Source organism: Kitasatospora sp. NPDC042419 (assembly GCF_056437345.1).
Window position 1 is genome coordinate 18997 of sequence record NZ_JBWKAW010000032.1, and the last position, 26072, is coordinate 45068.

The window sequence follows — 26072 nt, forward strand, 5'->3', positions numbered from 1 at the left end:
CCCCGGGCCGTCGCGCGGTGGCCTCGCCGGTCGTCGCGCGGTGGCCGTGTGACCTTGGCCGCCTCCGCGCCGGTGGCGTCCTACGGACCGGTAACGTGAGCGCATGTCGATCACGCGTTCCCTGTTCAGCGCGGCCCGGGCCGGCGGCCGGCGTGCCGCGAGCCGGGCCGTCCACCGGGGCTGGCGGTGGGTGCAGCGTGCGGGTGCGGTGTCCAGCGAGAACCCCGGGCCGTACCGGTTCGGGGAGCTGGGGGCCGGGACCAAGCTGACGTTCCCGCTCGGGGCGGTGTTCAACGAGCAGTGGATCACCATCGGCCCGTTCTCGATCATCGGCGAGCGGGTCACCATCAGCGCGGGGTTCCTGCCGGGGCTCGACCTCGGGCCCGAGCCGATCGTGCGGATCGGCGGCGGCTGCGTGATCGGGCGGGACAGCCACATCGTCGGCCACCAGTCGATCGTGCTGGGTGACGACGTCTGGACCGGCCCCGGCGTCTACATATCCGACCAGGCCCACGAGTACCGGGCCACCGACCTGCCGATCGGCAAGCAGTGGCCGCGCAACGAGCCGGTCGAGATCGGCGCGGGCAGCTGGATCGGCACCGGCGCGGTGATCCTTCCCGGCGCCAGGCTGGGCCGCAACGTGGTCGTCGCGGCGGGCTCGGTGGTCCGCGGCGAGGTGCCGGACCACACGGTGGTCGCGGGCGCGCCGGCGAAGGTCGTCCGCCGCTGGACGGAGGAGGAGGGGTGGCAGCCGCCGTTCCGCAACGAGGCGCCGCGGCCGCTGCCGGACGACGTGACCGCGGCGCAGCTGCGGGCGCTGGCCGGGTGGGACCTGCGGCTGCCGGGTGAGTCGGAGGGCTGAGCCCGGGAGTTGCGGGGGCGGGGGACGGGGCGGGTTGGGGGCGGGGTGTCGTACGGGGGCGGGTGCTAGGCCGGTTCGCGGGTGGGGTCGGGGCCGCAGCCGGTGTCCGGTCCGGTGCGGTGGTCGGTGCTGCGGGTGCTGGTGGCACCGCGGGGGTCGGTGCGCCGACCGGAGTCGCGCTCCGCGTCGCGGGCGGCGATGGCGGCGGCGATGCGCGGGAGGTCGGCGGGCCGGGCCGGGTCCAGGCCGGTGAGGGCGGCGATCCGGCGCAGCCGGTAGTCGACGGTGTTGGGGTGCAGGTGGAGCACCCGGGCGGTCTGACGGCGGTTCGACCCGCCGGACAGGTGGGCGCGCAGGGTGGCGAGCAGTTCGCCGCCGTCCTCCAGCGGCGCGAGCAGTGAGGCGAGCCGGGACCGGGCCTGGCTGGGACGGCTGAGCTGGTACTCCAGCAGGAGGTCGTCCAGCCGGTGCAGCCCGGGCGGCCGGCCGACGGCCCTCGCCACGTCCAGCACCTCCTCGGCGAGGGCGGCGGCCGACGGCACCCCGGTCGGCGTCGCGGCCGCCGCGCCCGCCCGGACGGTGACCCCCGCCGCGCGTGCGGTGCGGTCGACGGTGTCGGCGAGCCGCTGCCAGACGGTGTCCGGTACGGCGTCCGGCCGGTGCTCCAGCGGGATCAGCACCACCCCGCCGGTGGCGGCGAGCACCGAGAGCGCCGACTGCCGGGTGGCGTGGTCGAGTTCGGCGCGCAGCCGGCGGAGCTTGCGGTGGCCGGCCACGGTCCGGTCGACACCGGGGGAGCGCTCGTCGGGGTGGTCGGCGACGGCGAGGCAGAGCACGGCGTACGCGGTCGGGAGGCGGAGCCCCGCGCGTCTCGCGGCCTCCTCGGCGGGCGCGCCGTCCAGCAGGGCGGTGAGCAGGGCGTGCCGGGCGGCCTGCTGTTCGTCGGCGCCGGTGCGGCGTTCGTCCAGGTAGCCCGCGCCGGCGGCGGCGGTGGCCTGGCGGAGCTGGTCGAGCAGCAGCCGGTTGAGTACCAGCAGGTCGGCCGCGTCACCGTCGTGGGCGTGCCGGGTGACCAGTTCCCAGCAGACCTCCAGCCCGAGGTGGTGGGCGAGCAGGACGGCGTCCAGCGGTACGCCCTCCTCGGCGCGCCGCGCGGCGGCCTCCCGGACGGCGGCGAACTCCGTCGCCGGGGCGGGCTGCCCGGTGCGGACGGCCTGGGCGAGCGCGCGGATCCGGCGTTCGGTGACCTGGACCAGCTCGCCGGCGACCTGCTCGCGGGGCAGCCGGTGGTACGTCGGCACCCGGTCGAGCAGTGCGGCGATGACGGCCTCGACCAACTCCGGGACGGCGCCGAGCAGGCGCTGGTCGGCGGGGACGCCGCCGATCACGGGGATCCGCCAATCGGCGGCTCGGGCGGGTGAATTGTGACCGGTCACAGGGATCACCGTCCAGGTCTGGGGGACACCCAAGGGCCAGGTCGGAGGGGCGACCGCATGATGGAGCCACTCGGGTTACCTGTTGGTAACAAACTTCCGCCATGGAGGCAACAGTTGAGAACCCCACTTCTCCGCTTCGCCGCAAGACCGGTACGCCGCAGGATCCTTGGGCCGCTCGGCTCGGCCCTGCTGGCGGGCGCGCTGCTCGCCGGCGGGCCGGCCGGGGTGGCGCGGGCGGCGGACGCGACCCCCACCGCGCCCGCCGTCACCGCCGCTGCCGTCACCGCCCCCGTCGCCGCTCCTGTCGCCGCTCCGTCCGGTGAACTCCCGCCCGACGGCGACCCGGTGGCCTCGCCGCCCGGCGCCAACGACTGGAAGTGCAGGCCGAGTGCGGCGCACCCGAACCCGGTCGTCCTCGTGCACGGCACCTTCGCCAACCGGTACGAGAACTGGCTCGCGCTCTCCCCGTTGCTGAAGGGCAAGGGCTACTGCGTCTTCGCCCTGGACTACGGGATGATCCCCGGCGTCACCTCGTCCGGCAGCGGACTGCTGCTCCCGATCGGCGGGCTCGGTCCGGTCGCGGAGTCGGCGGCCCAGCTCGGCCGGTTCGTCGACCTGGTGCGCGGTGCGACCGGTGCGGCGAAGGTCGACATCGTGGGCCACTCGCAGGGCGGCATGCTCCCGAACTACTACCTGAAGTTCCTCGGGGGCGCGGCGAAAGTCGACAAGGTGATCGGACTGGCGCCGTCCAACCACGGGACGACGCTGTCCGGGATCGCCAACCTGGCCCCGTACTTCCCGCGGGTCGCCGAACTGATCTACACCGTGTGCGCCGCGTGCCGGGACCAGGTGGTGGACTCGGACTTCAACCGGACCATGGCCTCGAAGCCGGACACCGTGCCGGGCGTCCGCTACACCGTGATCGCGACGGTCTACGACGAGGTCGTCACGCCGTACCGGACCCAGTTCCTGTCCGGGGTGAACGTGAACAACGTGGTGCTGCAGGACCGTTGCCCGATCTCGCTGGCCGAGCACGTGGCGATCGCCTTCTCGCCGACCGCACTGCACCTGGTCGCCAACGCCCTGGATCCGGCGCACGCCACGCCGGTGATCTGCGGCTGAGGCGGGCGGGGGCGGGGCGGGGCGGTTTGCCGCCGCCGCGGGGGGCAGCTGCGCAGGAAGTCGGACCGGCCGACTTCCTGCGCAGCGGCACGTCCGTGCCAAAAGGTCTTTGCAAAGTCCTGCCGGGACTTTGCAAAGCCGGGGGCTTTGCAAAGTCGTTCTGGGAGTCTCCTGAAGGTCTTGTCCTGGCTGCCCGAATCACACCGGATCGCCGGTAGATGTCAATCGGGTTGAAGCGGCGCAAGCCGGGCGAGTCGGGCAAGTCGGGCATGCTTTCAAGATCTCATCAGCCTTCTAGGCGATGATGGCTTCGCGGAAGGTGATCACGGCGGTCACGCCGTCGGGCCGCAGCTCGTACGTGCCGGGCGCGTCGAGGAGCGCGCCGTCGTAGCGGGTGAGGTCGGAGGCGCCGGCGGTCGCGGTGCCGGACAGGCAGACCAGCAGGACGGTGGCGCCGTCCGGGACGTCCACCGCGCGGGGCGTGTCGGCGAGCAGGAGCTCGGCGGTGACGCGGCCGCGGCGGGTCATCACGTTGAAGTCGACCAGCGGGCCGCCGAGCAGCCGGCAGTTGGTGGCCGCGTCGCCGGGGAAGGCGAGCGGGCGGAACGGGGCGTCGACGACGTGCTCGACACCGTCGACGGTCAGTGCCATGCCCTCGCCCTCGACCAGGGTGATCACCCGGTCGATGCCCGGGAAGGCCGAGAACGGACCGGCTGACGCGACGTCGGCCAGGCTCACCCGCCACCCGAAGTCGTCCAGCCCCGACCCCGCGGGGTACCCGGCGACCTCCCTGGTCACCCCGCCGCCGTTCCGCCAGGCCGTGGCCGGGCGCTCGGCGGCGCGTAGGAGCTGGACCGGTCCGCTGCTGCTCGTCATGGCGCGATCCTCGCACGGCGGGGTGGGGGTGGGAGGCGAGGGCTGGGACTGGGGCTGGAGGCCGGGGTGGACGAGGGGTGAGTCGGGTGCGGAGCCGCCCGCGCCTGTCGGGCGTTGGGTGGTGGCCGCCGAGTGGCTAGGGGTCGGGGGCGGGGCTGGAGGCCGGGGCGGACGGGGGCGAGTCGGGTGCGGGGCCGCCCGCGGCCGTCGGGTGGCCAGGGTCGGGGGCCGGGCGCGACCGGTCAGCGGCTGCGGGCGGTGAGGGGGAGGACGGCGGCGACGGTGGCGGCGACCGCCACGGTGGTGAGGGCCAGCGGGAGGCTGCTCGCGTCGGCGAGGAAGCCGATGACGGGCGGGCCGACGAGCATCCCGGCGTACCCGAGGGTGGAGGCGAACGCCACCGCCTGCGGGCCGCCGCCGGCGCCGGCCCGGGCGATGGCGAGCGGGAAGATGTTGGCCAGGCCGAGCCCGACCAGGACGAACCCGGCCAGGGCGAGCGGTACCGCCGGGGCAAGTGCGGCGAGCAGCATCCCGGCCGCCGCGGTGAGTCCGCCGAGGGTCATCAGCCGGGTCTGGCCGAGCCGGGCGGAGAGCCAGGTGCCGCCGATCCGGCCGGTCGTCATGGCGAGCGCGTACGCCACGTAGCCGGCGGCGGCCACCCCGGCGCTCGCGTGGACGTCGTCGGTGAGGTGCAGGGTGGTCCAGTCGGCGATGGCGCCCTCGCCGTAGGCGCAGCAGAGTGCGGTGAGGCCGAGCAGGAGGACGAGCAGCCGGGTGTGTGCGGGGCGGCCGTCGGTCCCGGACGCGGTCCCGGACGCGGACGCGGTTGCCGTCCCGTCCTTGGCGGGGGTGGGCGCGACCGCCCCCGCCGAGGACGGGCTGCGGAGCAGCACGGCGCCCGCGACCGCGGTGACCGCCAGGCCCAGCAGGCCGCTGAGCGCGAGCGACCAGCCGGCGGTGACGGCGCCCGCGAGCAGCCCGCCGGCGCCCGCGCCGACCAGGCCGCCGAGGCTGTAGCCGGCGTGGAAGCTGGGCATGACGGGGCGGCGGAGTTCGGCGACGATCTCGACGGCGGCGCTGTTCATGGCGACGTTGGCCCCGCCGTACCCGGCGCCGAAGAGCAGCAGGACGCCGCCGAGGGCCGCCACCGAGTGGGTGTGGGCGGGCAGCGGGACGGCCAGGCTGAGCAGGGCGAGGGAGGCGACGGTGACCGGCCGTGAGCCGTACCGCAGGCAGAGCCGCCCGACGACCGGCATGGTGGCGACGGCCCCGGCGGAGACGCAGAGCAGGGCGAGTCCGAGGGCGCTGTGGGAGGCGCTGACCTGGCTGCGGACGTCCGGGATGCGGACGACCCAGGCGGCGAAGAGGAAGCCGTCGACCGCGAAGAAGGCGGTGAGGGCGAGCCGGGCGGCACTCCAGGGGGTGCGGGCGGCGGTGTCGGCGGCGGCGTGAGTGCGGTCGGGGCTGTGGGGCTCGGGGGTCTTGCTGCGAGACTGGGGGGACGGCCGGTCGGCGGGGGCGAGGGGACGGATTTTGTTTCGGAGCGGCACAAAGTAACAATAGGCACGTGCAGCTCACACCATCAAGTCCCAAGCCCGGCTCCGGGGCCGAATCCGACGCGCAGCGCGACGCCCACCGCCGCTCGGCCCCCGACCGCGGCCGGACGCTGCTCGGTCCGGCGCTCTCGCTCATCCACACCGGCCAGACCCCGACCCGCTCGGCGCTCACCCGCGCGCTGGACGTCACCAGGGCCACCGCCGGAGCCGTCACCGCCGAACTGGAGGCGCTCGGCCTGATCACGGTCGACTCCCGCCCCGCCGGCGGCGGCCGCGGCCGCCCATCGCACCGGCTCGCCATCGACCCCGAGGGCCCGGTGGTGGTGGCCGGACAGATCCACGCGGACGGCCTGAGCGTCACCCTCGCCGGGCTCGGCGGCCTGCTCGACCCGCCGGTCCACCTCCCGCTGCCCGCCGCCACCGACCCGGTGCGGCTGCTGCGTGCCGTCGCCCAGGCCGGCGCCGAACTCGCCCGCGACACCGACCGGCGCTGCCTCGGCGCCGCGCTCGCGCTGCCCAACCCGGTCACCGAACCGGACGGCACCGCGCTCGCCGCCCTGCACTTCGCCTGGCCCAGCGGCACGCCCGTCGCCGACCTGTACGACGTCGAGGTGGGCCGTGCCGACCACGGCCCGCGGGCACTCGACCCGCTGCCCACCGCGATCGCCAACGACGCCAACCTCGCCGCCCTCGCCGAGTACCGGCACGGCGCCGGACGGGGAGCCCGGCACCTGCTGCTGGTCACCTCCGGCCACCGGGGCGTCGGCGGTGCACTGGTCATCGACGGCCGGCTGCACACCGGCAGCGCCGGCCTCGCCCTGGAGGTCGGCCACCTCACCGTCGACCCGCAGGGACGCCCCTGCGGGTGCGGGAACCGGGGCTGCCTCAACTCCGAGACCGACCCCGACGCGCTCTTCGCCGCCGCCGGCCTCACCCCCGACCCGGACCGCCCGCTGCTCGACCAGGGGCGCGAGCTCTGCCGGGCCGCCGCCACCGACGAGCGCGCCCGGGCCGCCGTCGAGCACGTCATCGACCGCCTGGGCCTCGGGCTGGCCGGCGTCGCCAACATCCTCAACCCCGACCGGGTGGTGCTCAGCGGGCTCCACCGGGACCTGCTGGAGGCCGCGCCCGAGCGGCTGCGCGCGGTCGTCGCCGAACGCAGCCTCTGGGGGCGCAGCGGCCGGGTGCCGATCGTCGGTGCCGAGCTCGCGCACAGCGCGTTGGCGGGGGCGGCCGAGCTGGGGTGGCTGCCGTACCTGGCGGACCCGCAGTCGGTGCTCCCGGGCTGAGCGGGTCGGGAGGGCCGGCGGGCGGCACCGGGCCGGGAGGGTCGGCGGGCCGCGGCGGGCGCGGTGCGGCGGTCGCGGTGCGGTGGGCTGGGTGCGACGAGGCGATAAGCGGAAGCTGGGTCTTCGCATAACGTCACTTATCGTGACTCTCATACACTCGTAGTGAGCATTCGGGGGGGCTTCGAAGGACTCGATCCACCCGCACGAGGAGAGTGGCCATGAGCACCCAGCCGACCGTCGAGCCGACCGTCGACGTCGACCGATCCGACGCCGAGTACCGGCGCTGGCTCAAGGAGGCGGTGCGCAAGGTCCAGGCGGACGCCAACCGCTCCGCCGACACCCACCTGCTCCGCTTCCCGCTCCCCGCCGAGTGGGGCATCGACCTCTACCTCAAGGACGAGTCCACCCACCCGACCGGCTCGCTCAAGCACCGGCTGGCCCGTTCGCTCTTCCTGTACGGGCTCTGCAACGGCTGGATCCGCCCCGGAAAGCCGGTGATCGAGGCGTCCAGCGGCTCCACCGCCGTCTCCGAGGCGTACTTCGCGCAGCTCGTCGGGGTGCCGTTCATCGCGGTGATGGCCAAGTCCACCAGCCAGGCCAAGATCGACCTGATCGAGTTCCACGGCGGGGAGTGTCACCTGGTCGAGCGTTCGGACGAGGTGTACGAGGCCTCCGCGCGGCTCGCCGAGGAGACCGGCGGCCACTACATGGACCAGTTCACCTACGCCGAGCGGGCCACCGACTGGCGCGGCAACAACAACATCGCCGAGTCGGTCTTCGCCCAGCTGCGCCTGGAGCCGCACCCCGAACCGGCGTGGATCGTCGCCACCGCCGGCACCGGCGGCACCTCGGCGACCATCGCCCGGTACGTCCACTACATGCAGTACGACACCCGGATCTGCGTGGCCGACCCGGAGAACTCCTGCTTCTTCGACGGCTGGGTCCGGCACGACCCGGACGCGGTCTGCGACAGCGGCTCGCGGATCGAGGGGATCGGCCGGCCCCGGATGGAGCCGAGCTTCGTGCCCGGGGCGATCGACCGGATGATGAGGGTCCCGGACGCGGCCTCGATCGCAGCGATCCGGGTGCTGGACGGCGTCCTCGGCCGGAAGGCGGGCGCGTCCACCGGGACCGGGCTGTGGAGCGCGCTGAGGATCGTCGCCGAGATGCGGGCGGCGGGGGAGCGCGGCAGCGTGGTCACCCTGATCTGCGACCCGGGTGACCGCTACCTCGACAAGTACTACTCGGACGACTGGCTGGCCGGCGAGCGGATCGACATCGCCCCCTACCGGGCCGGGCTGGAGTCGTTCCTGGCCGGCGGCGCCTGGGTGGGCTGACGGCCGCGGCCGGGCCGGACGGTGGGGCGGGCCGGTCAGCCGCCGGCGGCTGACGGCCGGTGGTCGGCGGGTGCCGAGGGCGACCGGCGGAGGGCGACCGACAGCGGATGGCCGACAGTCGACGGCTGACGGATCTCGGATCGTGTCAGCCGTCAACTGTCGGCGGCCGTCTGCCGGTCGTCGGCTTCCGGCCTCCGTCCGTCCGGCGTCGCGGTGCTGCCGACGGCCGTCCGGGGAGCGGGAGTTCCCCGGACGGCTACGGAAGCCGCGCGGTCGGCAGGTCGGCGGGGACGAGGAGTTGGAGCTCCTCCGTCGACGGGTCGGCGAGCTGGGCGACGCGCATGGCGTGACGCTCGACCATGGTCTCGAAGACCTGGCGGGCGGTGCGGCCGTTGCCGAAGCCGGGGCCGCGTTCGATCGTGGCGAAGTGGTCCAGCAGGGCGCTCGCGGTGTCGTCCGTGAGGGCGTACTCGTGCTCGGCGCACTGGGCCCGGGCGATCTGGAGCAGCTCGTCCGCCGAGTAGTCGGGAAAGGTGACGGTCCGTGAGAAACGGGACGAAACGCCGGGGTTGGCGGAGAGGAAGCGTTCCATCTCCGCGGTGTAGCCGGCCACGATGACCACCACCTCGTCCCGGTGGTCCTCCATCAGCTTCACCAGGGTGTCGATCGCCTCCCGGCCGAAGTCGCGGGCGCCGTCCTCGGGGGCCAGGGTGTACGCCTCGTCGATGAAGAGCACGCCGCCGCGCGCCCGGTCGAAGGCCGCGGCCGTGCGGATCGCGGTCGAGCCGATGTGCTCGCCGACCAGGTCGACCCGGGCCACCTCGACCAGGTGGCCGCGCTGCAGCACGCCGAGCGAGGCCAGGATCTCGCCGTAGAGCCGGGCCACCGTGGTCTTGCCGGTGCCGGGGGCCCCGGTGAAGACCAGGTGACGGCGGAGCGAGGGCGCCTTCAGCCCGGCCTGCCTGCGCCGCCGGCCGACCGAGATCAGGTCGATCAGCGTCCGCACCTCCTGCTTGACGGTGGCGAGGCCCACCAGGCTGTCGAGTTCGGCCAGCGCCTCGTCGGCGGGCCGGCAGTCGGGGATCGGTCCGATCGCCGCGGAGGCCGGGGCGGAGGAGGCCAACGACACTGCGGCCGCCGTCAGTTGGGACGCGCGCGGGGTCGGCACGTCGAGCGCCGCGGCGGGTGCCGCCACCACGTCGTCCGAGGTGCAGCCGTCCACCACCGGACCGGGTTCGGAGAACTCGAAGCCGGCCCGCTCGTTCTGCTCGGCCCGGCACCTGGTCAGCACCGTCCGGCAGCCGTCGATGATGTGGAAGCCGAAGCCCTTGCCGTGCGAGACCCGGCAGTCCTCGAAGGTGCCCCGGCCCTGCGCGGAGACGTAGACGCCGGCGTCCGAGCCGGCCCGGACGGTGCAGTCGCGCAGCACCGGGTCGGCGCCCTTGGTGACGATGACGCCGGTCGCCACGTCCGAGATCTCGCACCCGGTCAGCAGGCCCCCGCTGCCGTGGTCGCGGAACCAGAGCCCGGTGCCGGCCTCCTGGACCCGGCAGCCGGTGAGGTTGACCGTCGCGCCGCCGCTGACCGAGACCGCCGAGCTGCGGATCCGGCTGAACGAGCAGCCCTCCGCGACGGCGGCGGAGTCGCGGTCCAGTACGAAGAGCGCGTCCGGCAGGTCGTGCAGCGCGCAGTCGGTGAGCGTGAGCCGGGCGCCGTCACTGACCCAGAGCGCCGGGTACTCGCCGGCCGAGCCGTGGATCTGGCAGGACTCGGCGGTCGCCTCGGTGCCCTGGTCCCAGACCGAGAGCGCCCCGCGTCCGAAGTCCCGCACGGTGGAGTTCACGAGGCTGAGCCGGGCCCGGCCGCGCAGGTCGGCGCCGTTCTCGGGCAGGTCGTGCACCCGGCAGCCGGTCAGCACGAGCTCGGCCTCGCCGTCCAGGGTGAGCCCGTTGCCGGTGACCCGGTGGATGTCGCAGTCGACCAGCCGCCCGCCCGCCTGCGCCTCGGCCTGGACGCCGCTGCCCCGGATCTCGTAGATCTCGCAGCCGGTCAGCTCGGCCGCGCTGCCGGGGTCGGAGAGCAGGACGCCCGCGCCGGCGGCATGGTGCACCCGGCAGCGTTCGAGGGCCGCGGTGGCGCCGCCGAGCACGGCCAGACCGGCCTGGCCGGCGGCGGACACCTCGCAGTCCTCGAACGCCGCCGCGGTGCCCTCGCCGCGCAGCCGGAGGCCGAGCCCGGCCGGGTTGGCCACCACGCAGCCCCGCAGGGTGGGCCGGGCGCCCTCGGTCACCTCCACCCCGGCCGCCGAGCGGGTCTCCACCCGGCAGCCGGTGAACGAGGGCGTGGCTCCCGCCCCGGTCACCAGCACCGCGGGGACGGAGCTGTCGCTGCCTTCGATCACCAGGTCGCGGACGGTCGCGGCGGCGGTGACCGTCAGCGGCACCCCGCCCGGCGGGTCGATCCGGACCGTGCCGGGGCCCTGGGCGGGGACGATCGTGACCGGCTTGTCCAGGACGACGTTCTCCCGGAACGTGCCCGGTCGCACGGTGACGGTGTCGCCCGGCTCGGCGGCCGCCAGGGCCTCCGCGAGCGTGTCGTACTCGCCGGCGCGGCGTCGCCAGCGGGATGCGCTGTCCTGGGTGACCCGAACCCTGTGCTCAGCCATGACGGTCTGTCGTCCCACCTTCATCGAGCCGGCGATCTACGGACCGGACGCGCGCGGATGCGACTCACCTTCGTGCGACGCGTACGGGAGCGGTGCACGCGGGTGTGCGGGCCGTCCGCCCACCGTAGCGCGCCCGGGCGGGTGCTCCGGTCCGTCCGCCGCCGCGCGGGCCGGGGACCGTCGCGGGTTCCCCACATGCTTCAACGAGCGCGCACACTTCCGGTTCCGGTACGCGGGTGCGGGCCGCACCACGGCCCCGGTGCCGCCTCCGGCGCGGACCCCGGCGCCGGCCCCGGCGTGGACCCCGGCGCGGGGGTCAGAGCGGCCGGTCGGCGGGCCACTGCGCGCCGTCCTCCAGCACCTCGACCTCGTCGCCGAGCCGGAGGGTGCCGAGCATGTCGCCCTCGACGCCGGCCGGGCGCTCGGGGATCAGGTTCTGCCCGAACGCGGCCTTCTTGATCAGCCGGTGGTGCCGGGCCAGGGTGCGCAGCGGCTCGGGGCCGCGCCGTTCGCCGCTCTCCTGGTCGGTCGTGGTGACCACGCACCGCCCGCACGGCTTGACCACCCGGAAGGTCAGCTCCCCGATCCGGATCCGGCGCCAGCCGTCCTCGGCCCAGGGCTCGCCGCCGGAGACGACCGCGTTGGGCCGGAACCGCTCCATCGGCAGCTCCTCGTGGCCCTCCGGGTGGTCGGCGGCGATCAGCGCGTTGAGCTCCGCCAGCGAGGCGGTGGTGGTGAGCAGCAGCGGGAACCCGTCGGCCATCGAGACCGTGTCGCCGGGAGCGGAGAACGCCGGGTCGACCGGCCGGGCCCGCGGGTCGTCCAGGTGCACCAGGCGGTAGTCGCCGACGTGCTCGGCGATCCACAGCTGGGCCTCCTTGGCGGCCTCGGCGGCCGGGAACCGGGTGCCCCAGACCTCGACCTCGGCCGACGGGTCGCCGACCGCGACGGCGGGGGCGGGGATCTCGGCGCGGGCGCCCGAGGGGGCGGTCAGGACGAGTGTGCCGTCGGCGAGCAGCTCGGTGCGGACCTGGCCGAGGGCGGCGTTCTCGCGCTGGGTGACGAACCGGCCGGTGGCGTCGGCGAGCATCCAGCGGCGGTCGCCGGACAGGCCCCACGGTTCGACCCGGGCGCTGTCGGGGCTCAGGCGGTACATCGACTTGACGGGGTAGACGTGGAGTCCGGTGAGCTGCATTCCCCCATCCTGCCAGGACCGATCGGGCCGGAGTCGGCCCGGTGCGGGCCCCTCGTGGCCTCACCCCCGGAGGGGACCTCCCCCGGGCGCGGGCCCTCGCGCCGGTCGGCCCCGGAATGCGCACGGACCGCCCGGGACGCCGGTGGGGCGGCGTTCCGGGCGGTCCGTGGATGACCCGTTTCTCCGTACGCCCGACGCCTTGGGTACGCCGGGTGGTGCTCAGGTGGTGCGGGTGCGGGCAGGGTGGGGGTCCGGCCCGGGGTTCAGTGGTGTGGGATCAGTAGGTCTGCCCCTGCGGCTGGTAGCCCTGCTGGAACTGGCCGGGCTCCGCGTACGGGGCCGGGCGCTGCGGCTGCATCGGGCGGACCGGGGCGACCGGGGTGACGGCCGGGCGCAGCTGCGCACCGCCGAAGGACTGGTCGCCGGCGCCGTTGAAGCCGGATCCGTTGAAGCCCTGGCCGTTGAAGCCCTGGCCGCCGGGGGTCGGACCGCCGAAGCCCTGCGGGGCGCCGAAGGACGGGGAGCCGCCCTGCGGCTGGCCGGCCGGGTGCTGCGGGCCGCCCGGGGCACCGGCCGGCTGCGCACCGAAGGTCTGCTGGCCGTGGCCGCCGACGAAGGTGTTCTGGCCGCCGAAGCTCTGGCCGCCGGACGGCTGGTACCCGCCGGTGGTGGCCTGCGAGAAGCCGGGGGCGGGGGCCTGCGGTCGCTGGCCGGGCACGTACGACTGGGGGCCGCCGTAGCCGGGGACGGGCGGCTGGGGCGCGGCGGCGTACGCGGGCGCGGTCTGCGCCGGGATGTACGTGGTCGCGGGGCCGGAGGAGGGTGCGCTGCTCGGGCCGGGGCCCAGGGCGAGGCGGGCGGGCGGCAGGGCGGGGAGGTTGCCGCCGGGGGTGTCGTACCCGGTGCCGTACCGGTTCTCGTAGGACGGGCCGGAGAGGCCGGATCCGTAACCGGACGAGAGGGCCGGCGGCAGGGCGGCCGGCACGTTGATGGGCGCGATCTGCGGGACACCGCGCTCTGCGACGAGGCTGTCGTAGATGGGCGTGCCGGAGGAGAAGGACGGAGGGGGGTAGCCGACTCCGTCGTAGGAGCGGGGCGAGGTCATGGGGCATACGGTAAGCCCACAACGAGCCTGCTGAGGAGAGTGGGAGGCCGAGCAGTTCGAGTGTTTACACAAGCTTCGCTCGCACAAAAGTTTCGAAAGTGTGAAGAACGGACATTCCGGCGGCTAGTTCTGGCCACCTCTCGGAGAGGGTGCGGACTCGAACGATGTCCGGACGGTGTCGGCTGAGGGCCGTGCGGTGACCGGCCGGTAGCCGGTTCGGGACCGGTCGGAGAAAGTTCTGCGGACGGGTTGTGCGCCGGCGCTTTCGAGCCCCCGCCGACGGCGCGACGGGGGCTCGTGAATGTTTCGGGGATAAAGTCCCCGTGAGGCAGGATTCCCGGACGCTCCCGGACAACCCTGCCGTCGGGTGGACCCGGAGGGGTCAGCGCGGCTGCACCGGCTGGGGCGCCTCCTGGTGCGCGGCCTGGTGGGTCGGCTGGTGCGCCGCCTGGGCGGGGAAGCCCGGCCGACCGGCCACCTCGGAGGTGCAGAAGGAGCAGCGCACCGCCGCGACCGGGATCTTGCTCAGGCACTCCGGGCAGTCCGCCTTCGGGGTCGGAGCGGGCTTGTCCCCGTCCAGCCGCGCCTGCAGCCTGCCGACCGGCACCACCACGATGAAGTAGATCACGGCCGCGACCAGCACGAAGCTGATCGCCGCGTTGACGAAGACCCCGTACGGGAACCGGGTGCCGGCCACCGCGAAGGTCTTCTGGGTGAAGTCGCCGACCGCGCCGGTCGCGACCCCGATCAACGGGGTGAGGAAGGCCGTCACGAACCCGGTGACCACGGCCGTGAAGGCCGCGCCGATCACGATGCCGACCGCGAGGTCGACGACGTTTCCGCGCAGCAGGAAGCTGCGGAATCCCTTGAGCACCGGGTACTCCAAATCCGTACGGGGAAGGGTGAGATGGGACCGCGGGCCCCGGCCGGACATCCTGCCGACCGGGTGGGCCCGCGGTCCAACCGGGTTCACCCGATGTGCGTAACCGGCCGCGGTCGGCTCAGGCGGTGCGCAGGCGCTCCGCGTACGGCTGGATCCGGACCACGGCCTCGGCGATCCGGCGGACGGTGGGCGCGTCCATCTGGGACCAGAGCGGGACGGTCAGCACCGATTCGGCGAGCCGGTCGGTGAGCGGCAGGGCGTCGGCCTGCCCGAGGTGGGCGTAGGCGCGCTGGCGCTGCACCGGCGGGTGGAAGTAGCGGCGCGAGTCGATGCCCTCGGCCCGCAGCGCGTCGGCGAGTTGGCGTGCGGTGAGGCCGAACTCGGCCGCGTCCAGGATGAGTGTGAGGTCCTTGAAGGTGGACGTGTCGCCGTCCTCCGGCAGGGCCGGCCGCAGCCCGGGCAGACCGGCCGTCACGGCGGTGAACTCGCCCACCAGCGCGCCGCGGTGGGCGACCCGCTCGGGCAGGCCGGCCAGCCAGTTGAGGCCGACGGCGGCGTGCAGCTCGCTCATCCGGGCGTTCAGGCCGGGGAAGAGGGTGTCGTAGTCGCCCGGGTTGCCGTAGTCGCGGGCGGTGCGCAGGCGTTGGGCGAGGGCGGCGTCGTGGGTGGCGACCAGGCCGCCCTCGCCGGCCACCGCGACCTTGGTCGGGCTCATCGAGAACACCTCGGCGTAGCCGAAGTTGCCGATCGGCACACCCTTGCGGCGGCTGCCGAAGCCGTGCGCCGAGTCGTACACCAGCGGCACCCCGGCGGCGTCGGCGACCTCCTGCAACCGCTCGACCTGGCAGGGCGTGCCGTAGACGTGGGTGGCCATGAGCGCGGCCGGCCGGTCGGCGGCGGCCAGCCGGGCGGCGGCGTCCTCCGGGTCGAGGGTGATGTCCAGCTCGCGGGCCTCGGCGAACACCGGGGTGCCGCCCGCCCAGTGGGCGGCGTGCGCGGTGGCGGAGAAGGTGAAGCCGGGCATCACCACCGGCCGGCCGCCGTCGACCCCGGCGGCCTGCAGCACCAGCATCAGGCCGGCGGTGCAGCTGGAGACCGCCACCACGTGCGGCACCTCCAGCAACCCGGCCGCGGTCTCCTCCAGTTCGGCGACGGTCCGGCCGTTGGTCAGCTGCCCGCTGTCCAGTACGGTGCCGAGCCGTTCCAGCAGCGCGGCGCGGTCGGGCACCTCGACCCGGGTGAGCGGCAGCCCGTCCGGGAAGGCGGGGGTGCCGCCGAGGGCGGCGGGCAGGGCAAGGGTGTCGGTGGTCATGGCGCGGGTGATCCCCCCTGGGACGGTGACTGCCGGGTCGACGGCGACTGCTGCCGCCTGGACGGTGGGGCGGACTGCGAGCCGGCCGGCGGGTGCGCCGAGGCCGGTGCGCCGCGCGGCGGGTGGCCGGCGCGCGGCGGATGCGCGGAATGCGACGGGAGCCCGGAGTACGGCGAGTCCTCGGAGTGCGGCGGGCCCTCGGAGTGCGGCGGGTGCGCCGCGGACGGCGCCGCCGCCCCCACCGCCGCGGCGGACCGCCGGGTGCCCCACTGGCCCGGCGCGACCCGCCAGACCGGCGGCGGCCGGCGGCTCGCCACGGCCCCGCGCGTCGCGGCGGCGGCCGGGACGACCAGCAGGACCAGCGCCAGCGGCAGCACCTGGACGCGCTCGCGCGACAGGATGCCCATGTTGTTGATGGTCGAGAAGGCCCAGCAGAACAGCAGCGTGTAGACGGCGGCGAAGGCCACGTACGAGCGCTGCACGAACAGCCTCGGCACCCGGCTCAGCCGAGGCCAGGCCCGGATGAACATGACCAGCAGCGCGAAGCACTCCACCGACTGGATCAGGTTCTGGATGTTGGACGCCTCGAACGGGAAGGGCCGGAACAGCACGCTGATCACGGCGACCGGCAGCCCCGCCGGATTGAGGCTGAACTCGGGCGCGGCGTCCTCGGGCGCGGTCGCGTTGATCATCGAGTTGCCCTGGCTGGTGCGCCGGGAGGTCTCCGAGAGCACCTGGTTGACGGCGTCGCCGCCGGTCCCGTCGGTCCCGAAGAAGGTGGAGACCTGCTGCAGCATCAGCACCGCCATCGCGCCCAGCACCACGGCCGTCAGGATGGTGCGCAGCGGTCCGAGCGCGCTCACCTGCTGCGGCCGCCGGCGCAGCACGTACGCGACCATCAGCCCGGCCCCGACGAGCGCGGTGACGTGCGGGCGGACCATCGCGGTGCCCAGCGAACCGACGGCGATGCAGGCGAAGGCGCCGAACCGGCGGTCCAGCAGCCGCGCCGTGCCGTACGTGGTGAGGCCCAGGCAGAACATCATCCAGGCGTCCTTGCCGATGCTGGACGGCCAGAACAGCAGGGACGGCAGGAAGAAGACCAGCTTCGCGTACTTGCGGGTGTCCGCCTCGGGGAAGGCGATCTGCAGGGCCCGCCAGAACAGCAGCAGGCCCCAGAACCCCAGCCAGGAGAAGACCAGGAAGCCGCCGATCAGCGAGGGCCCGGTGACCGCGTACACCACGCCGGTGACGATGATGACGAAGCCGGTGCCGGCCACCTTCATGCCCAGGTCGTAGTGGATCCCGGTGAGCAGGTCGGCCTGGTCGAGGTAGGCGGCGAGCTCGGTGCCCTTCTGGTGGTACATCTTGGCGTCGGCGGCGCCGCCGTACAGCACGAAGGCCATCAGGTAGCGGGGGAAGGCGCAGAGCAGCTTGGCGGTCATGGCCAGCAGCAGCAGCCGGAAGATGTCGCGTTCGGGGTTGGCGGAGGCGATCCGGGCGAGGACCGGGGTGCCGACGGCCATCAGCGCCGGCAGGATGAGCAGCGCGCCCCAGGTGTCGTACGAGGTGTGGGCCGAGGCCAGGACGAAGACCGTGACGTAGCCGGTGACCAGGGCCGCCGCGAGGGCGGACGGCCAGGGGACGCGGCTCAGGGCCGCCCGGGGGAGGCCGGACCGGGGCCGGCTGCCCCGGGACGGTGGTCGGGGGGTGCCGCGCGGGGCGGCCCTGGGCGGCGCGGCCGTCCCCGACGCCCCCGGCGCACCGGGCATCAGAACACCTCCAGGTCGCCGAGGCTGAACCGCCAGTCCGCCGGGGTGAGCGGGGTGGGGCCGGTCGGGGTGCGGGCGGCCAGGGTCATGCCGGTGCGCGGGGCGCGCAGGTAGCCGGCCCGCAGCGCGGCCGCGGCGGCCTCGGTGCCGGGGGAGAGGTGGGTGGCGACGTGGTCGCAGCCGGATTCGCGGGCGGCGGCGCGCAGCAGGCGGGCGGCGCTGTCCCGGTCACCGGGGCGGACGATGACGTCGGCGAGGGTGAACTCGGCCAGCGGGCCGCGCCGTCGGGGCCGGCCGAAGGCCAGGCCGGTGAGCTCGCCGCCGCGGTCGCAGGTGAGCACCCGGTAGTCGAGGCCGGGCGCCAGGCCGTAGCGCCAGCGCAGGAACTCCGGGGTGCGCCGGACGGCGAGGCGGTCGTCGGCGGTGTCGGCGGCGGCCCGCTCGCGGAGCAGCTCGGCCACGGGGCCGTCGGCGCCGGCGCCCGGCTGGGCGGCGAACCAGTCGCCGGCGGTGGGCAGTCGACAGTCCGGCGGACCGGCCGGACCGGCCGGGCGGCGGGCCAGCGCGGCTCGCACGCCGCGGGCGAAGGCGGCCGGCCGGACGGCCCGGACCGCGATCGGGACCCGGCCCAGCTCCTGCCAGCCCATCTTCCGGTAGCCGGGCAGGCTGTTGCCGTTGGGCGTGTTGAAGACCAGGTCGGTGTCGTCGGCGACCTGGTCGAGCAGGTCCGTGGTGAGCCGGCGGAAGATCCCCCGGCCCCGGAAGTCGGGGTGGGTGGCGGTGTCCACCGGGCGGACCGCGGCCACGGCACGGCCGTCGCCGCCCCGGTGCCACTGCCAGCGCAGGAACAGCCGGACGCCGGCAGGCCGGCCGTCGGCGGTCTCGGCGAGCAGTCCGGGGCTCGCTCCGAAGGGGTTCTGCCGGTGCTTCCAGGTGAAGAACTCGGCCGTGCGGGTGCCGGTCGGGCCGCCCGCGAGGGAGGCGGTCAGCAGGTCGAGCACGGCGGGGAGGTCGGGCTCGGCGAGCGGGCGGAAGGTCAGCTCGTCGGGGGCGGGCAGGGCGCTCACGTCCGGACTCGCTCTCCCATCGGTGGTCGGGGGCAACGGGGAAACTCGGTGCTCCGGCGGGGGCCGGTGGGAGGTCAGCGCAGCAGGACCCGTGCGTACACCGCCTCGACGGCCCGCTGGGCGCCGGCCACGTCGAACCGCTTCGACCGCTCGCGGGCGGCCGAGCCGAGCCGGGCGCGCAGCCCGGGGTCGTCGGCGAGCCGGGCGAGGGCGCCGGCCAGGGCGGACGGGTCGCCGGGGGGCACGAGGAACCCCTGGTCGCCGTCGTCCAGCACCTCGGGCATGCCGCCGACCCGGGTGACGACGGCGGACAGGCCGCTCGTCATCGCCTCCATCAGGGCGACCGGCAGCCCCTCCTGGCGGGAGCTCAGGGTGAACACGTCGAAGGCGGGCAGGAGTTCGGGGACGTCGGGGCGTGAGCCGGTGAACAGGACCGAGTCCGTCAGGCCCAGTCCGGCGGCCCGGGCGCGCAGTTGCGCCTCCAGAGGACCGGCGCCGATCAGCACGAGCCGGGCTTCCGGGTGGTCCCGGAGCAGTGCGGCGTGCGCGGCGAGCAGGGTGGCCTGGTCCTTCTTCGGGGTCAGGTTGCCGACCGTGCCGACCACGAACGCGCCGTCCGGGAGCCCGAGTTCGGCGCGGGCGGCGGACCGGGCGGCGGGCCCCCCGGGAGCTCCGGCCAGGTCCGGTCCGTGGTGCACCACGGACACCCAGTCGCCGGGGCGGCGGCGGTCCGCCGGGATGGTCCGCTCCACGGCGTGCGAGACGGCGATCACCGCGTCGTTGCGCCGGTAGGTCAGCGCGTTGGCCCAGCGGGTGGCCGTGCGGTAGCGGTCCCAGACGTTGTGCTCGGTGTGCACCAGGCGCGGCGGCGGCGCGACCGTGGGGGAGAGCAGTCGGACGGCGGCCGCCGGGACGGGCATGTGGGTGTGGACCAGGCCGTAGCGGCGGTCGGCGAGCAGCCGGCGCAGCCGCAGCGGCCAACGCGGATCGGCCCGGCCGGGGGTGCCGGGTACGCCGCCCAGGCAGTGCACGGTGACGCCGGCCTCGGTGAGCGCCGGGGCGAGGGCGTCCTTCCACGGCAGCACGTAGGCGACCTCGATGCGGTAGCGCGAACGGTCCGCGTGGCGGGCGCAGTTGAGGAGCAGCTGTTCGGCGCCGCCGCGGCCCAGGCCCTTGGCCAGCCAGAGCACCCGGGTGGGTTCGGCCGGGGGCTCGGCCGGCTTCCCGTCCGCCGCCCGGTGCGCGGGACCGCCCGGTGTGTCGTCGATCGGGTCGTCCGCCGGGGCGTCCACCGGGTCGTTCACCGCTCCTCCGCCTCGCGCAGCAGGGCCGGCTCACCGTGGTCGCCGCCCCGGTCGCTGCTGCGGCCGGGACTGTGCCCGGAGCCGTGGCCGGGGGCGCCGGTCTGCGGTCCGTGACCGTTCGCGCCGGTCACGCCGGTCACGCCGCGGCCGGGCCGGCCGGTGTGGCCGTTGCTGCCGGGGCCGTCCGAGGCGCGGGCGCCGGCCCCCGAGCCGTGCTCCGGCCCGTACGGAGACTCGTACGGCGACTCGTACGGCGACTCGTGCCGCGAGGTTTCCGTCGGTCCGTGCGCCGGCCCGTGTCCCGCTCCGTGCGCCGGCTCGTGTCCGGGCCCGTGCTCGGGCTCCGGCCCGTGGCCCGGGCCGGGCGTGCGCCGGGCCCAACTGGGCGTCGCCCGCCCGTCCCCGCGGCCGTCCCCGCGCTCGCCGGCCCGCTCGCCCGGCCGCTCCCCGGCCCGCTCCGCGACCGGCCCGGCCGGACGCGGCGGCGCGGGCTGGTGCCCGACCCGCCCGGTCGGCGCGACCGCCCCGCCGCCCGCGGTGCCGCGCCGCCGCCGTCCGGACGGTCGCCCGTACGTCCCGAGCAGCGCCACCCCGGCCACCGGGACACCGGTGCGGGAGAGCAACTCCGCCACCCGGTCCGCCTGTTCCGGCGTGACGTTTCCGCTGCGCACGGTGACCAGCACCGCGTCCGCGTGCTGAACCAGGTCGTAGGCGTCGTTGGCGTGCAGCAGCGGGGAGGTGTCGACCAGGATGACGTCCGCGTGCCGGCGGGCCCGGCGCAGCACCTCGGCGGCGCGCAGAACGAGCGCGGCCGGGTACGCGGTGGTGTTCCCGCCGGTGATCAGCGCGACGCCCTCGACGTTGGTGGGCCGGATCAGGTCGTCCAGCTCGCCCAGCCGTTCGCCGCTGAGCAGCTCGGCCATGCCCGGACCGTCGCCGACCCCGAGGTGGGCGTACAGCTGGGGGTGTCGGAAGTCGCAGTCCAGGATCAGGACTTCGCGGCCCGTCTCGGCGAGCGCGGCGGCCAGGTTGGCGATCGTGGTGGTCCGGCCGTCGCGGCTGCTGCCGGAGGCGACCAGCACGACCGGGGCCGGCTCGGCGAGCCGCCGCGAGACGGTCTCCGCCGGGTCCCACCCGTCGCCGCCGGCCGTCCGGGCGAGCGAGTCCGGCCCGGTGAGCAGCAGGGTCGAGCGCAGTGAGCGGTACGCCTCGGCGGCGGGGTCGGAGGGCCGGGCGCGGACCAGCGGTTCGCGCAGTCTCCGCAGCCGGCGCGAGAGTTGCGGCACCTCGCCGATCACCGGCAGGTTGAACGCCTCCTCGACGGCGTTGCGGGTGCGCAGCTTGGTGTCCATCCGGCTGAGCATCAGCGCGGCGACTACGCCGAGCGCGAGCCCGAGCGCCACCGCGAGGCCGAGGCGCACGCTCCGGCTGGGGGAGGAGAGCAGGTTGCCGGTCCCCTGCCGCGCGTCGATGCTGCCCCACTGCTGGATGGCGTCGGTCTGCGCGGCGTTCTGCAGCTTGCTGATCGTGGTGAGGGTGGAGGTCAGCGAGGTGTTGGCGGCGGTCAGCTTGGGCTGGAGCTTGGGCTGGTCGGCGGCCGAGGCGCGGGTGAACTGCTGCTGGATGTCGTTCAGTTGCCGCTGCTGCTCGTCGGCCTGGGCCTGGAGCTTCTTGATGGTCTCGGCGGCGCTGCGGGCGGACTCGTCGCTGTACCCCTTGATGATGGCGGCGGAGTAGGCGGTGGCGAGGTCGGAGCAGGACTGCCGGGTCGGCCCGGTGGTGGCGATGGTGAGCATCTGGGCGCTGTCGGCGGTGACCGTCCGGCGGGCGATCACCTCGGCGGCGTCGGCGATGCCGAGCTGTTTGGCGGTGGCCGTGGCGACGTCGGCACCCTGCGCGTAGGAGAGTACCTGGTCGGCCCGCACGGTCTCGCCGGCCCCCGCGACCGGCGTGATGGCGACCTTGCACTTCCATCTGGCGTTGTCCACCGTGCCGCCGGCGGGGGTCAGCAGCCAGCCGACGACGAGCGCGGCGAGCGTACAGCCGACGAGCAGCCGCCAGTACCGCCGCAGGACGGTGAAGTGGTTTGCCGGTTCCACCCGTTGGATCCCCTCGCGTTCGTGGTGCGGTGGTGCTGTTCAGCGCCCGTTCGGCTCCTGTCGGGGAGCGCGGTGGGTCGGGGTACTGCCGGCACTGTCCGGGCAGGTGGCTCGGCCCGGCCCGGGCACGGTGGAATCCCTCGGCTGATGTCGCAATCCGCCCCCCTGACGACTCGCGGACAGTGTCCGGACGACGCGCCCCCGCAGACACGGCCCGGCCCGGCGGTGTACCGGCGCACCGACCGGCCGCCCCCGCCGGTCCCCCTTGCGATGCTTCCCGAGCCGCGACGTGCGGCGCAACCTCTTTGGCGATACTGGTCCGGGAGATCTCGTACAGCGGGCCAGGACCGCCCGGATCCGGACAGACCGCACCCGGCGAGCCCGGCCCCGGCCCCCCGCACCGGCTGTCCGGCGGACCGTCGGAACGGCAGGGCACCGGAACGGCGGACCACCCGACCGGCAGGGCACCCGACCGGCGGACCACCAGCCCGGCCGCGGACCGGACCGGACCGGATCAGACCGTCCGCAGCCGCAGCGAGCGCTCGTAGAACCCGACCATCTGCGCCGACACCTGCTGCAGCGTGAACGAGGTCAGGAACCGCGCCCGCGCCGACTTCGCCCGCACCCGCGCCGAGGCCCGGTCCTCCAGCGTGTCGACCAGCGCCTCCGCCAGCGCCGCCGGCCGCTCCGGCGACACCAGCCGCGCGTAGTCCTCCGACCCGACGGTCTCGCGCAGCGCCGGGACGTCGGCGGCGACCAGCGGCACCCCGACCCCCATCGCCTCCATGGCCGCGCTGCCCAGCCCCTCCCAGCGCGACGGCACCGCGAACGCGTCGGCCGCCGCCATCAGGTCGAACACGTCGTCCCGCGGCCCCAGGAACCGCACACCGCGGGTCGCCTCCGCGAGCGCCCGCAGCCGGTCCGTCTCGCCGCCCTCGCTGCCGGCCAGCAGCAGCACCGCGTCCGGCTCCGCGCGCAGCACCGCCGGCCACGCCTCCAGGAGCACGTCCAGGCCCTTCTGGTACTGCTGGCGGGCCGCCGCCAGCACCACCGGCACGTCCTGCGGCAGCTCCAGCGCCGACCGCACGGCGGCCCGCCGGTCCGGCGTGACCGTGCCCAGCCGCTCCGGGTCCCGCCCGCGCGGCACGACGTCGATCCGCTGCGAAGGCACCCGCAGCCGGCGGGCCATCGCCCCGGCCACGTACCTGGTCAGCGCGTGGAACCGCCGGGTGCCCTGCGCGGTCGCCGCGTCCACCGCCTGCGCCGCCCGGACCTTCCACGGGCTCAGCCCGCGAGCGTTGCGGTGCTCGGGCCCGTACGCCGCGTTGACGAGGCTGGTCACCACCGGTGTGCGGGCGGCCAGTGCGGCGGCCCGGCCGAGCACGTCGGACTCGTACAGCGTGGTGTGCAGCAGGTCCGGGCGGCGTTCGCGGACCAGCCGGTGCAGCGCGGCGACGCTCTGCCCGCGGGTGGGTCGGCCGACCCCGAACACGTCGGCGCCAGCGGCGGTCAGCTCCGGCTGGAAGCCGCCGGGCGAGTCCTTGAGGTACGCGACGTCGAGGCGGACCCCGGCCCGCACCAGCTGGGGTGCCATCGCCACCAGGCCCTGCTCGGCCCCACCGACCCGGCTCACGCTGTCGATCACATAGAGCACATGCACAGGCCAACCCCCGCCCTCCTGGGCGCGCCCGGTCTCCCGTGCCGGGACGGCACCCTGACTGCCGCTCAGCATCGCAGGTCGCGACGGGTGCCCGCCAGCGATTCGGACAGGACGGCCGGTCGGTGGCCCGTCGACGGACGGCACGGGCGGGACCCGGCGGGACCATGGCGGACCGGGCGGGCATGCACGGACCCGGGCGAGCCCGGGCGGGTGCCGACGAGACGGTGCGGGGCCGGCGCGGGGACGGTGGGGGCCGGTGCGGGGCCGGTGGGCGGGGGCGCCCGACGGCGCCGGGCGGGGCGCGCGGACCCGCCGAAGGGCGCACCCCGGCACCCGATCGGCGCCCGCCGGGAGTACCCGCGCCGACCAACGGACCACCGCCGGGTTATGCCCAGGGGTCGTCCCGCGCGCGGGCCCTGTGCCAAGGTCTTTCCCATGCCTGAAGCGACACCGGTCAGGACGGCCGGAACCCGCCCCCGCATCCTGCACCTCATCACCGACCCCCGCCGCCGAGGCGCGCAGAACCTCGCCCGCGACCTCCACCGCGAACTCCGCCGCCGCGGCCAGGCCTCCGCGCTGCGCGCCCTCGCCCCGCACCCCGACGCCCACCCCGACGCCGCCGACACCCGTACCACCGCCGTGCTCGGCCCCGGCCGGCTCCACCCCCGCACCCTCGCCGCGCTGCGCACCGCCGCCCGCACCGCGGACCTCGTCGTCGCGCACGGCTCCTCCACCCTCCCGGCCTGCGCCCTCGCCCTGGCCGGCACCCGCACCCCGTTCGTCTACGTCTCCATCGGCGACCCCCGGCACTGGACGGCCGGCCGGGTGCGGCGCCTGCGCACCGGAGCACTGCTGCACCGCGCGGCCGCCGTCACCGCGCTCGCCGACGAGGCCCGGGAGGTGCTGGTGGAGCGGTTCAGGCTGCCCGCCGCGAGGGTGCGCACCATCCCCAACGCCCGTGCGGCCGACCGCTACCCGCCCGCCGGCGGCGACGCGGACCGGCGCGCCGCCCGGCAGTCCCTGGGCCTGCCGCCGGACGGCCTGCTGGTCGCCTGGCTCGGCGCGATCTCCCCGGAGAAGCGGCTGGACGTCGCCCTCGACGCCCTCGACCGGCTTCCCGACGTCCGGCTCGCCGTGGCCGGCGACGGCCCGCAGCGCGCCGCCCTGGAGCGACATCCGGCCGCCGCCAGGGCCCACTTCCTGGGGACCCTCGCGGACCCCGCCCCGCTCTACCGGGCCGCCGACGCCGTCCTGCTGACCAGCGACAGCGAGGGCGTGCCCGGGGTGCTGATCGAGGCCGCGCTGGCCGGGCTGCCCGCCGTCGCCACCGATGTCGGCTGGGTCCGCTCGGTGGTGCGGGACGGCACCACCGGCGCGCTGGTAGCCCCGGGCGACCCGGTCGCCCTCGCCGAGGCGCTGGCCAAGGTGCTGGCCGGCGACCGGGCCGGGCTCGGTGCGGCGGCCCGCGTCCACGCGCTCGCGCACTGCGAGCTCGACGTGGTGGCGGACGCCTGGCAGGAGCTCTTCACCGAGGTGTGCGGACGCGACGGACGAGGCTGACGCGTCCCGGTACGCCGGGCCGGGTGCGCCGATCGGGCGAATCCCGGCCCGACGCACCGGGGCGACTGGCCAGATGACGTTCGGTCACCGTCACACTGCCCCGTGTGAAGTCGATCCTGAGAACCACTCTGCTGCTCGCCGTCGCCACCGGGATCGCCGCGTGCCCCGTGCAGGCCGGCGCCGTATCCCACCAGCCGCCCCGCGAGGGTGCCCAGTTCGTCCGCCTCGATCAGCCGCAGCCGGTGCGCGAGAGCGCCCGCACCGAGGCGGTCGAGTTCTTCTGGTACGACTGCGGCCACTCCCAGCAGCTCGAACAGCCGCTCCAGGCCTGGGTCGAGAAGCACCGGGCCGATGTCGATCTGCGCCGGGTGCCGGCCATCTGGCAGGGCAGCCGCGAGGAGGGCGCGCAGCGCGGCCACGCGCGCCTCTACTACACGCTGGAGCGGCTCGGCCTGGTCGAGCGGCTGCAGACCAGCGCGTTCCGCGCGATCCACTCCAACGAGCAGGACCTCACCACCGAGGACACCACCACCGACTGGGCCGCCCGCCAGGGCGTCGACGCGCAGCGGTTCCGCGAGGTGTACCGGTCGGAGGACGTCGCGCGGGCCGTCGACGAGGCCGTCGCGCTGTTCGTCCGGTACGGCATCAACGAGCTGCCCACCGTCGTGGTGCAGGGCGAGTACCGGACCTCGCCGACCAACGCCGGCGGTGTCGAGGCGATGCCGGACGTGCTCGACCACCTGGTCGCCCAGGACCAGCAGCGCCACCCCCGCGCGCACCGCCACTGACCCCGTCCCCCTCCCCGAATCCCCTGGCGGGTCGGCCGTTTTCGGCCGACCCGCCCTTTTCGGTCTCCCCTCCCGGTCGTGATCCGATCTCCTTCACCGAACCGACCCCCGGCGACCACACTCTGTGCCACAGTGGGGGCCGGGCCGCCACCGCGGCGGTGTCGACCACCGCCCTGACGAGCCCACT

At 75.5% G+C, this 26072-nt stretch carries 19 protein-coding genes; 6 read left to right on the top strand and 13 right to left on the bottom strand.

All coding sequences use genetic code 11. The features are described from left to right. The first annotated feature begins 103 nt into the window (after positions 1-103). Positions 104-862, top strand: coding sequence for an acyltransferase (locus tag AC067J_RS36835; RefSeq protein ID WP_478306838.1), 759 nt, complete (start codon positions 104-106; stop codon positions 860-862). Between the two features lie 65 nt (positions 863-927). On the opposite strand, the gene AC067J_RS36840 is transcribed toward AC067J_RS36835, so the two are convergent. Continuing rightward, positions 928-2298: a PucR family transcriptional regulator gene (locus tag AC067J_RS36840; protein ID WP_478306840.1), complete on the bottom strand. Its 1371-nt coding sequence runs from the start codon at positions 2296-2298 to the stop codon at positions 928-930. A 201-nt stretch (positions 2299-2499) separates the two neighbouring features. On the opposite strand from AC067J_RS36840, the gene AC067J_RS36845 reads away from it, so the two are divergent. Beyond that, a complete protein-coding gene (locus tag AC067J_RS36845) occupies positions 2500-3420 on the top strand; it encodes an esterase/lipase family protein (RefSeq protein ID WP_478306966.1) in 921 nt (306 codons plus the stop codon). A gap of 294 nt (positions 3421-3714) precedes the next feature. Here the strand turns inward: AC067J_RS36845 and AC067J_RS36850 are convergent, their stop codons facing one another. Both AC067J_RS36850 and AC067J_RS36855 read right to left on the bottom strand, forming a co-directional pair. Further along, entirely contained in the window at positions 3715-4296 is a 582-nt protein-coding gene (locus tag AC067J_RS36850) for a HutD/Ves family protein (RefSeq protein WP_478306842.1), read from the bottom strand. 242 nt (positions 4297-4538) lie between these two features. Further along, a complete protein-coding gene (locus AC067J_RS36855) occupies positions 4539-5846 on the bottom strand; it encodes an MFS transporter (RefSeq protein ID WP_478306844.1) in 1308 nt (435 codons plus the stop codon). Between the two features lie 116 nt (positions 5847-5962). On the opposite strand from AC067J_RS36855, the gene AC067J_RS36860 reads away from it, so the two are divergent. Both AC067J_RS36860 and AC067J_RS36865 read left to right on the top strand, forming a co-directional pair. Then, positions 5963-7141 carry an ROK family protein gene (locus AC067J_RS36860; RefSeq protein ID WP_478306968.1) on the top strand — a complete coding sequence of 393 codons (1179 nt, stop codon included), beginning with the start codon at positions 5963-5965 and terminating at the stop codon, positions 7139-7141. Between the two features lie 218 nt (positions 7142-7359). Then, positions 7360-8478 carry a PLP-dependent cysteine synthase family protein gene (locus AC067J_RS36865; protein WP_478306846.1) on the top strand — a complete coding sequence of 373 codons (1119 nt, stop codon included), beginning with the start codon at positions 7360-7362 and terminating at the stop codon, positions 8476-8478. Positions 8479-8734: 256 nt separating this feature from the next. Here AC067J_RS36865 and AC067J_RS36870 read toward each other — a convergent pair whose 3' ends face one another. The 10 genes from AC067J_RS36870 to AC067J_RS36915 form a co-directional block, all read right to left on the bottom strand. After that, a complete protein-coding gene (locus AC067J_RS36870; protein WP_478306847.1) occupies positions 8735-11143 on the bottom strand; it encodes a right-handed parallel beta-helix repeat-containing protein in 2409 nt (802 codons plus the stop codon). Positions 11144-11459: 316 nt separating this feature from the next. Further along, positions 11460-12338 (bottom strand): MOSC domain-containing protein, encoded by an 879-nt coding sequence (locus tag AC067J_RS36875; RefSeq protein ID WP_478306849.1) that lies wholly within the window; start codon positions 12336-12338, stop codon positions 11460-11462. Positions 12339-12615: 277 nt separating this feature from the next. Further along, positions 12616-13443, bottom strand: a complete 828-nt coding sequence (locus AC067J_RS36880; protein WP_478306851.1) for a DUF6643 family protein — start codon at positions 13441-13443, stop codon at positions 12616-12618. Between the two features lie 382 nt (positions 13444-13825). After that, positions 13826-14317, bottom strand: coding sequence for a large conductance mechanosensitive channel protein MscL (gene mscL / locus AC067J_RS36885; RefSeq protein ID WP_478306853.1), 492 nt, complete (start codon positions 14315-14317; stop codon positions 13826-13828). A 127-nt stretch (positions 14318-14444) separates the two neighbouring features. Continuing rightward, entirely contained in the window at positions 14445-15638 is a 1194-nt protein-coding gene (locus tag AC067J_RS36890) for a DegT/DnrJ/EryC1/StrS family aminotransferase (RefSeq protein WP_478306855.1), read from the bottom strand. After that, positions 15635-17407, bottom strand: a complete 1773-nt coding sequence (locus AC067J_RS36895) for a hypothetical protein (protein ID WP_478306857.1) — start codon at positions 17405-17407, stop codon at positions 15635-15637. The genes AC067J_RS36890 and AC067J_RS36895 overlap by 4 nt, the downstream gene beginning before the upstream one ends. After that, positions 17407-18474: a GNAT family N-acetyltransferase gene (locus AC067J_RS36900; protein WP_478306859.1), complete on the bottom strand. Its 1068-nt coding sequence runs from the start codon at positions 18472-18474 to the stop codon at positions 17407-17409. Before AC067J_RS36900 ends, AC067J_RS36895 begins: the two co-directional genes overlap by 1 nt. A gap of 74 nt (positions 18475-18548) precedes the next feature. Beyond that, positions 18549-19778 carry a glycosyltransferase gene (locus AC067J_RS36905; RefSeq protein WP_478306861.1) on the bottom strand — a complete coding sequence of 410 codons (1230 nt, stop codon included), beginning with the start codon at positions 19776-19778 and terminating at the stop codon, positions 18549-18551. Then, a complete protein-coding gene (locus AC067J_RS36910) occupies positions 19775-21877 on the bottom strand; it encodes a polysaccharide biosynthesis tyrosine autokinase (RefSeq protein ID WP_478306863.1) in 2103 nt (700 codons plus the stop codon). The genes AC067J_RS36905 and AC067J_RS36910 overlap by 4 nt, the downstream gene beginning before the upstream one ends. Positions 21878-22391: 514 nt before the next feature. Then, a complete protein-coding gene (locus tag AC067J_RS36915) occupies positions 22392-23522 on the bottom strand; it encodes a glycosyltransferase family 4 protein (RefSeq protein ID WP_478306865.1) in 1131 nt (376 codons plus the stop codon). 450 nt (positions 23523-23972) lie between these two features. Here AC067J_RS36915 and AC067J_RS36920 point away from each other — a divergent pair, with 450 nt between their 5' ends. Beyond that, entirely contained in the window at positions 23973-25097 is a 1125-nt protein-coding gene (locus AC067J_RS36920; RefSeq protein WP_478306867.1) for a glycosyltransferase family 4 protein, read from the top strand. A 104-nt stretch (positions 25098-25201) separates the two neighbouring features. After that, positions 25202-25885, top strand: coding sequence for a thiol:disulfide interchange protein DsbA/DsbL (locus tag AC067J_RS36925; protein ID WP_478306869.1), 684 nt, complete (start codon positions 25202-25204; stop codon positions 25883-25885). Positions 25886-26072: the final 187 nt, after the last annotated feature.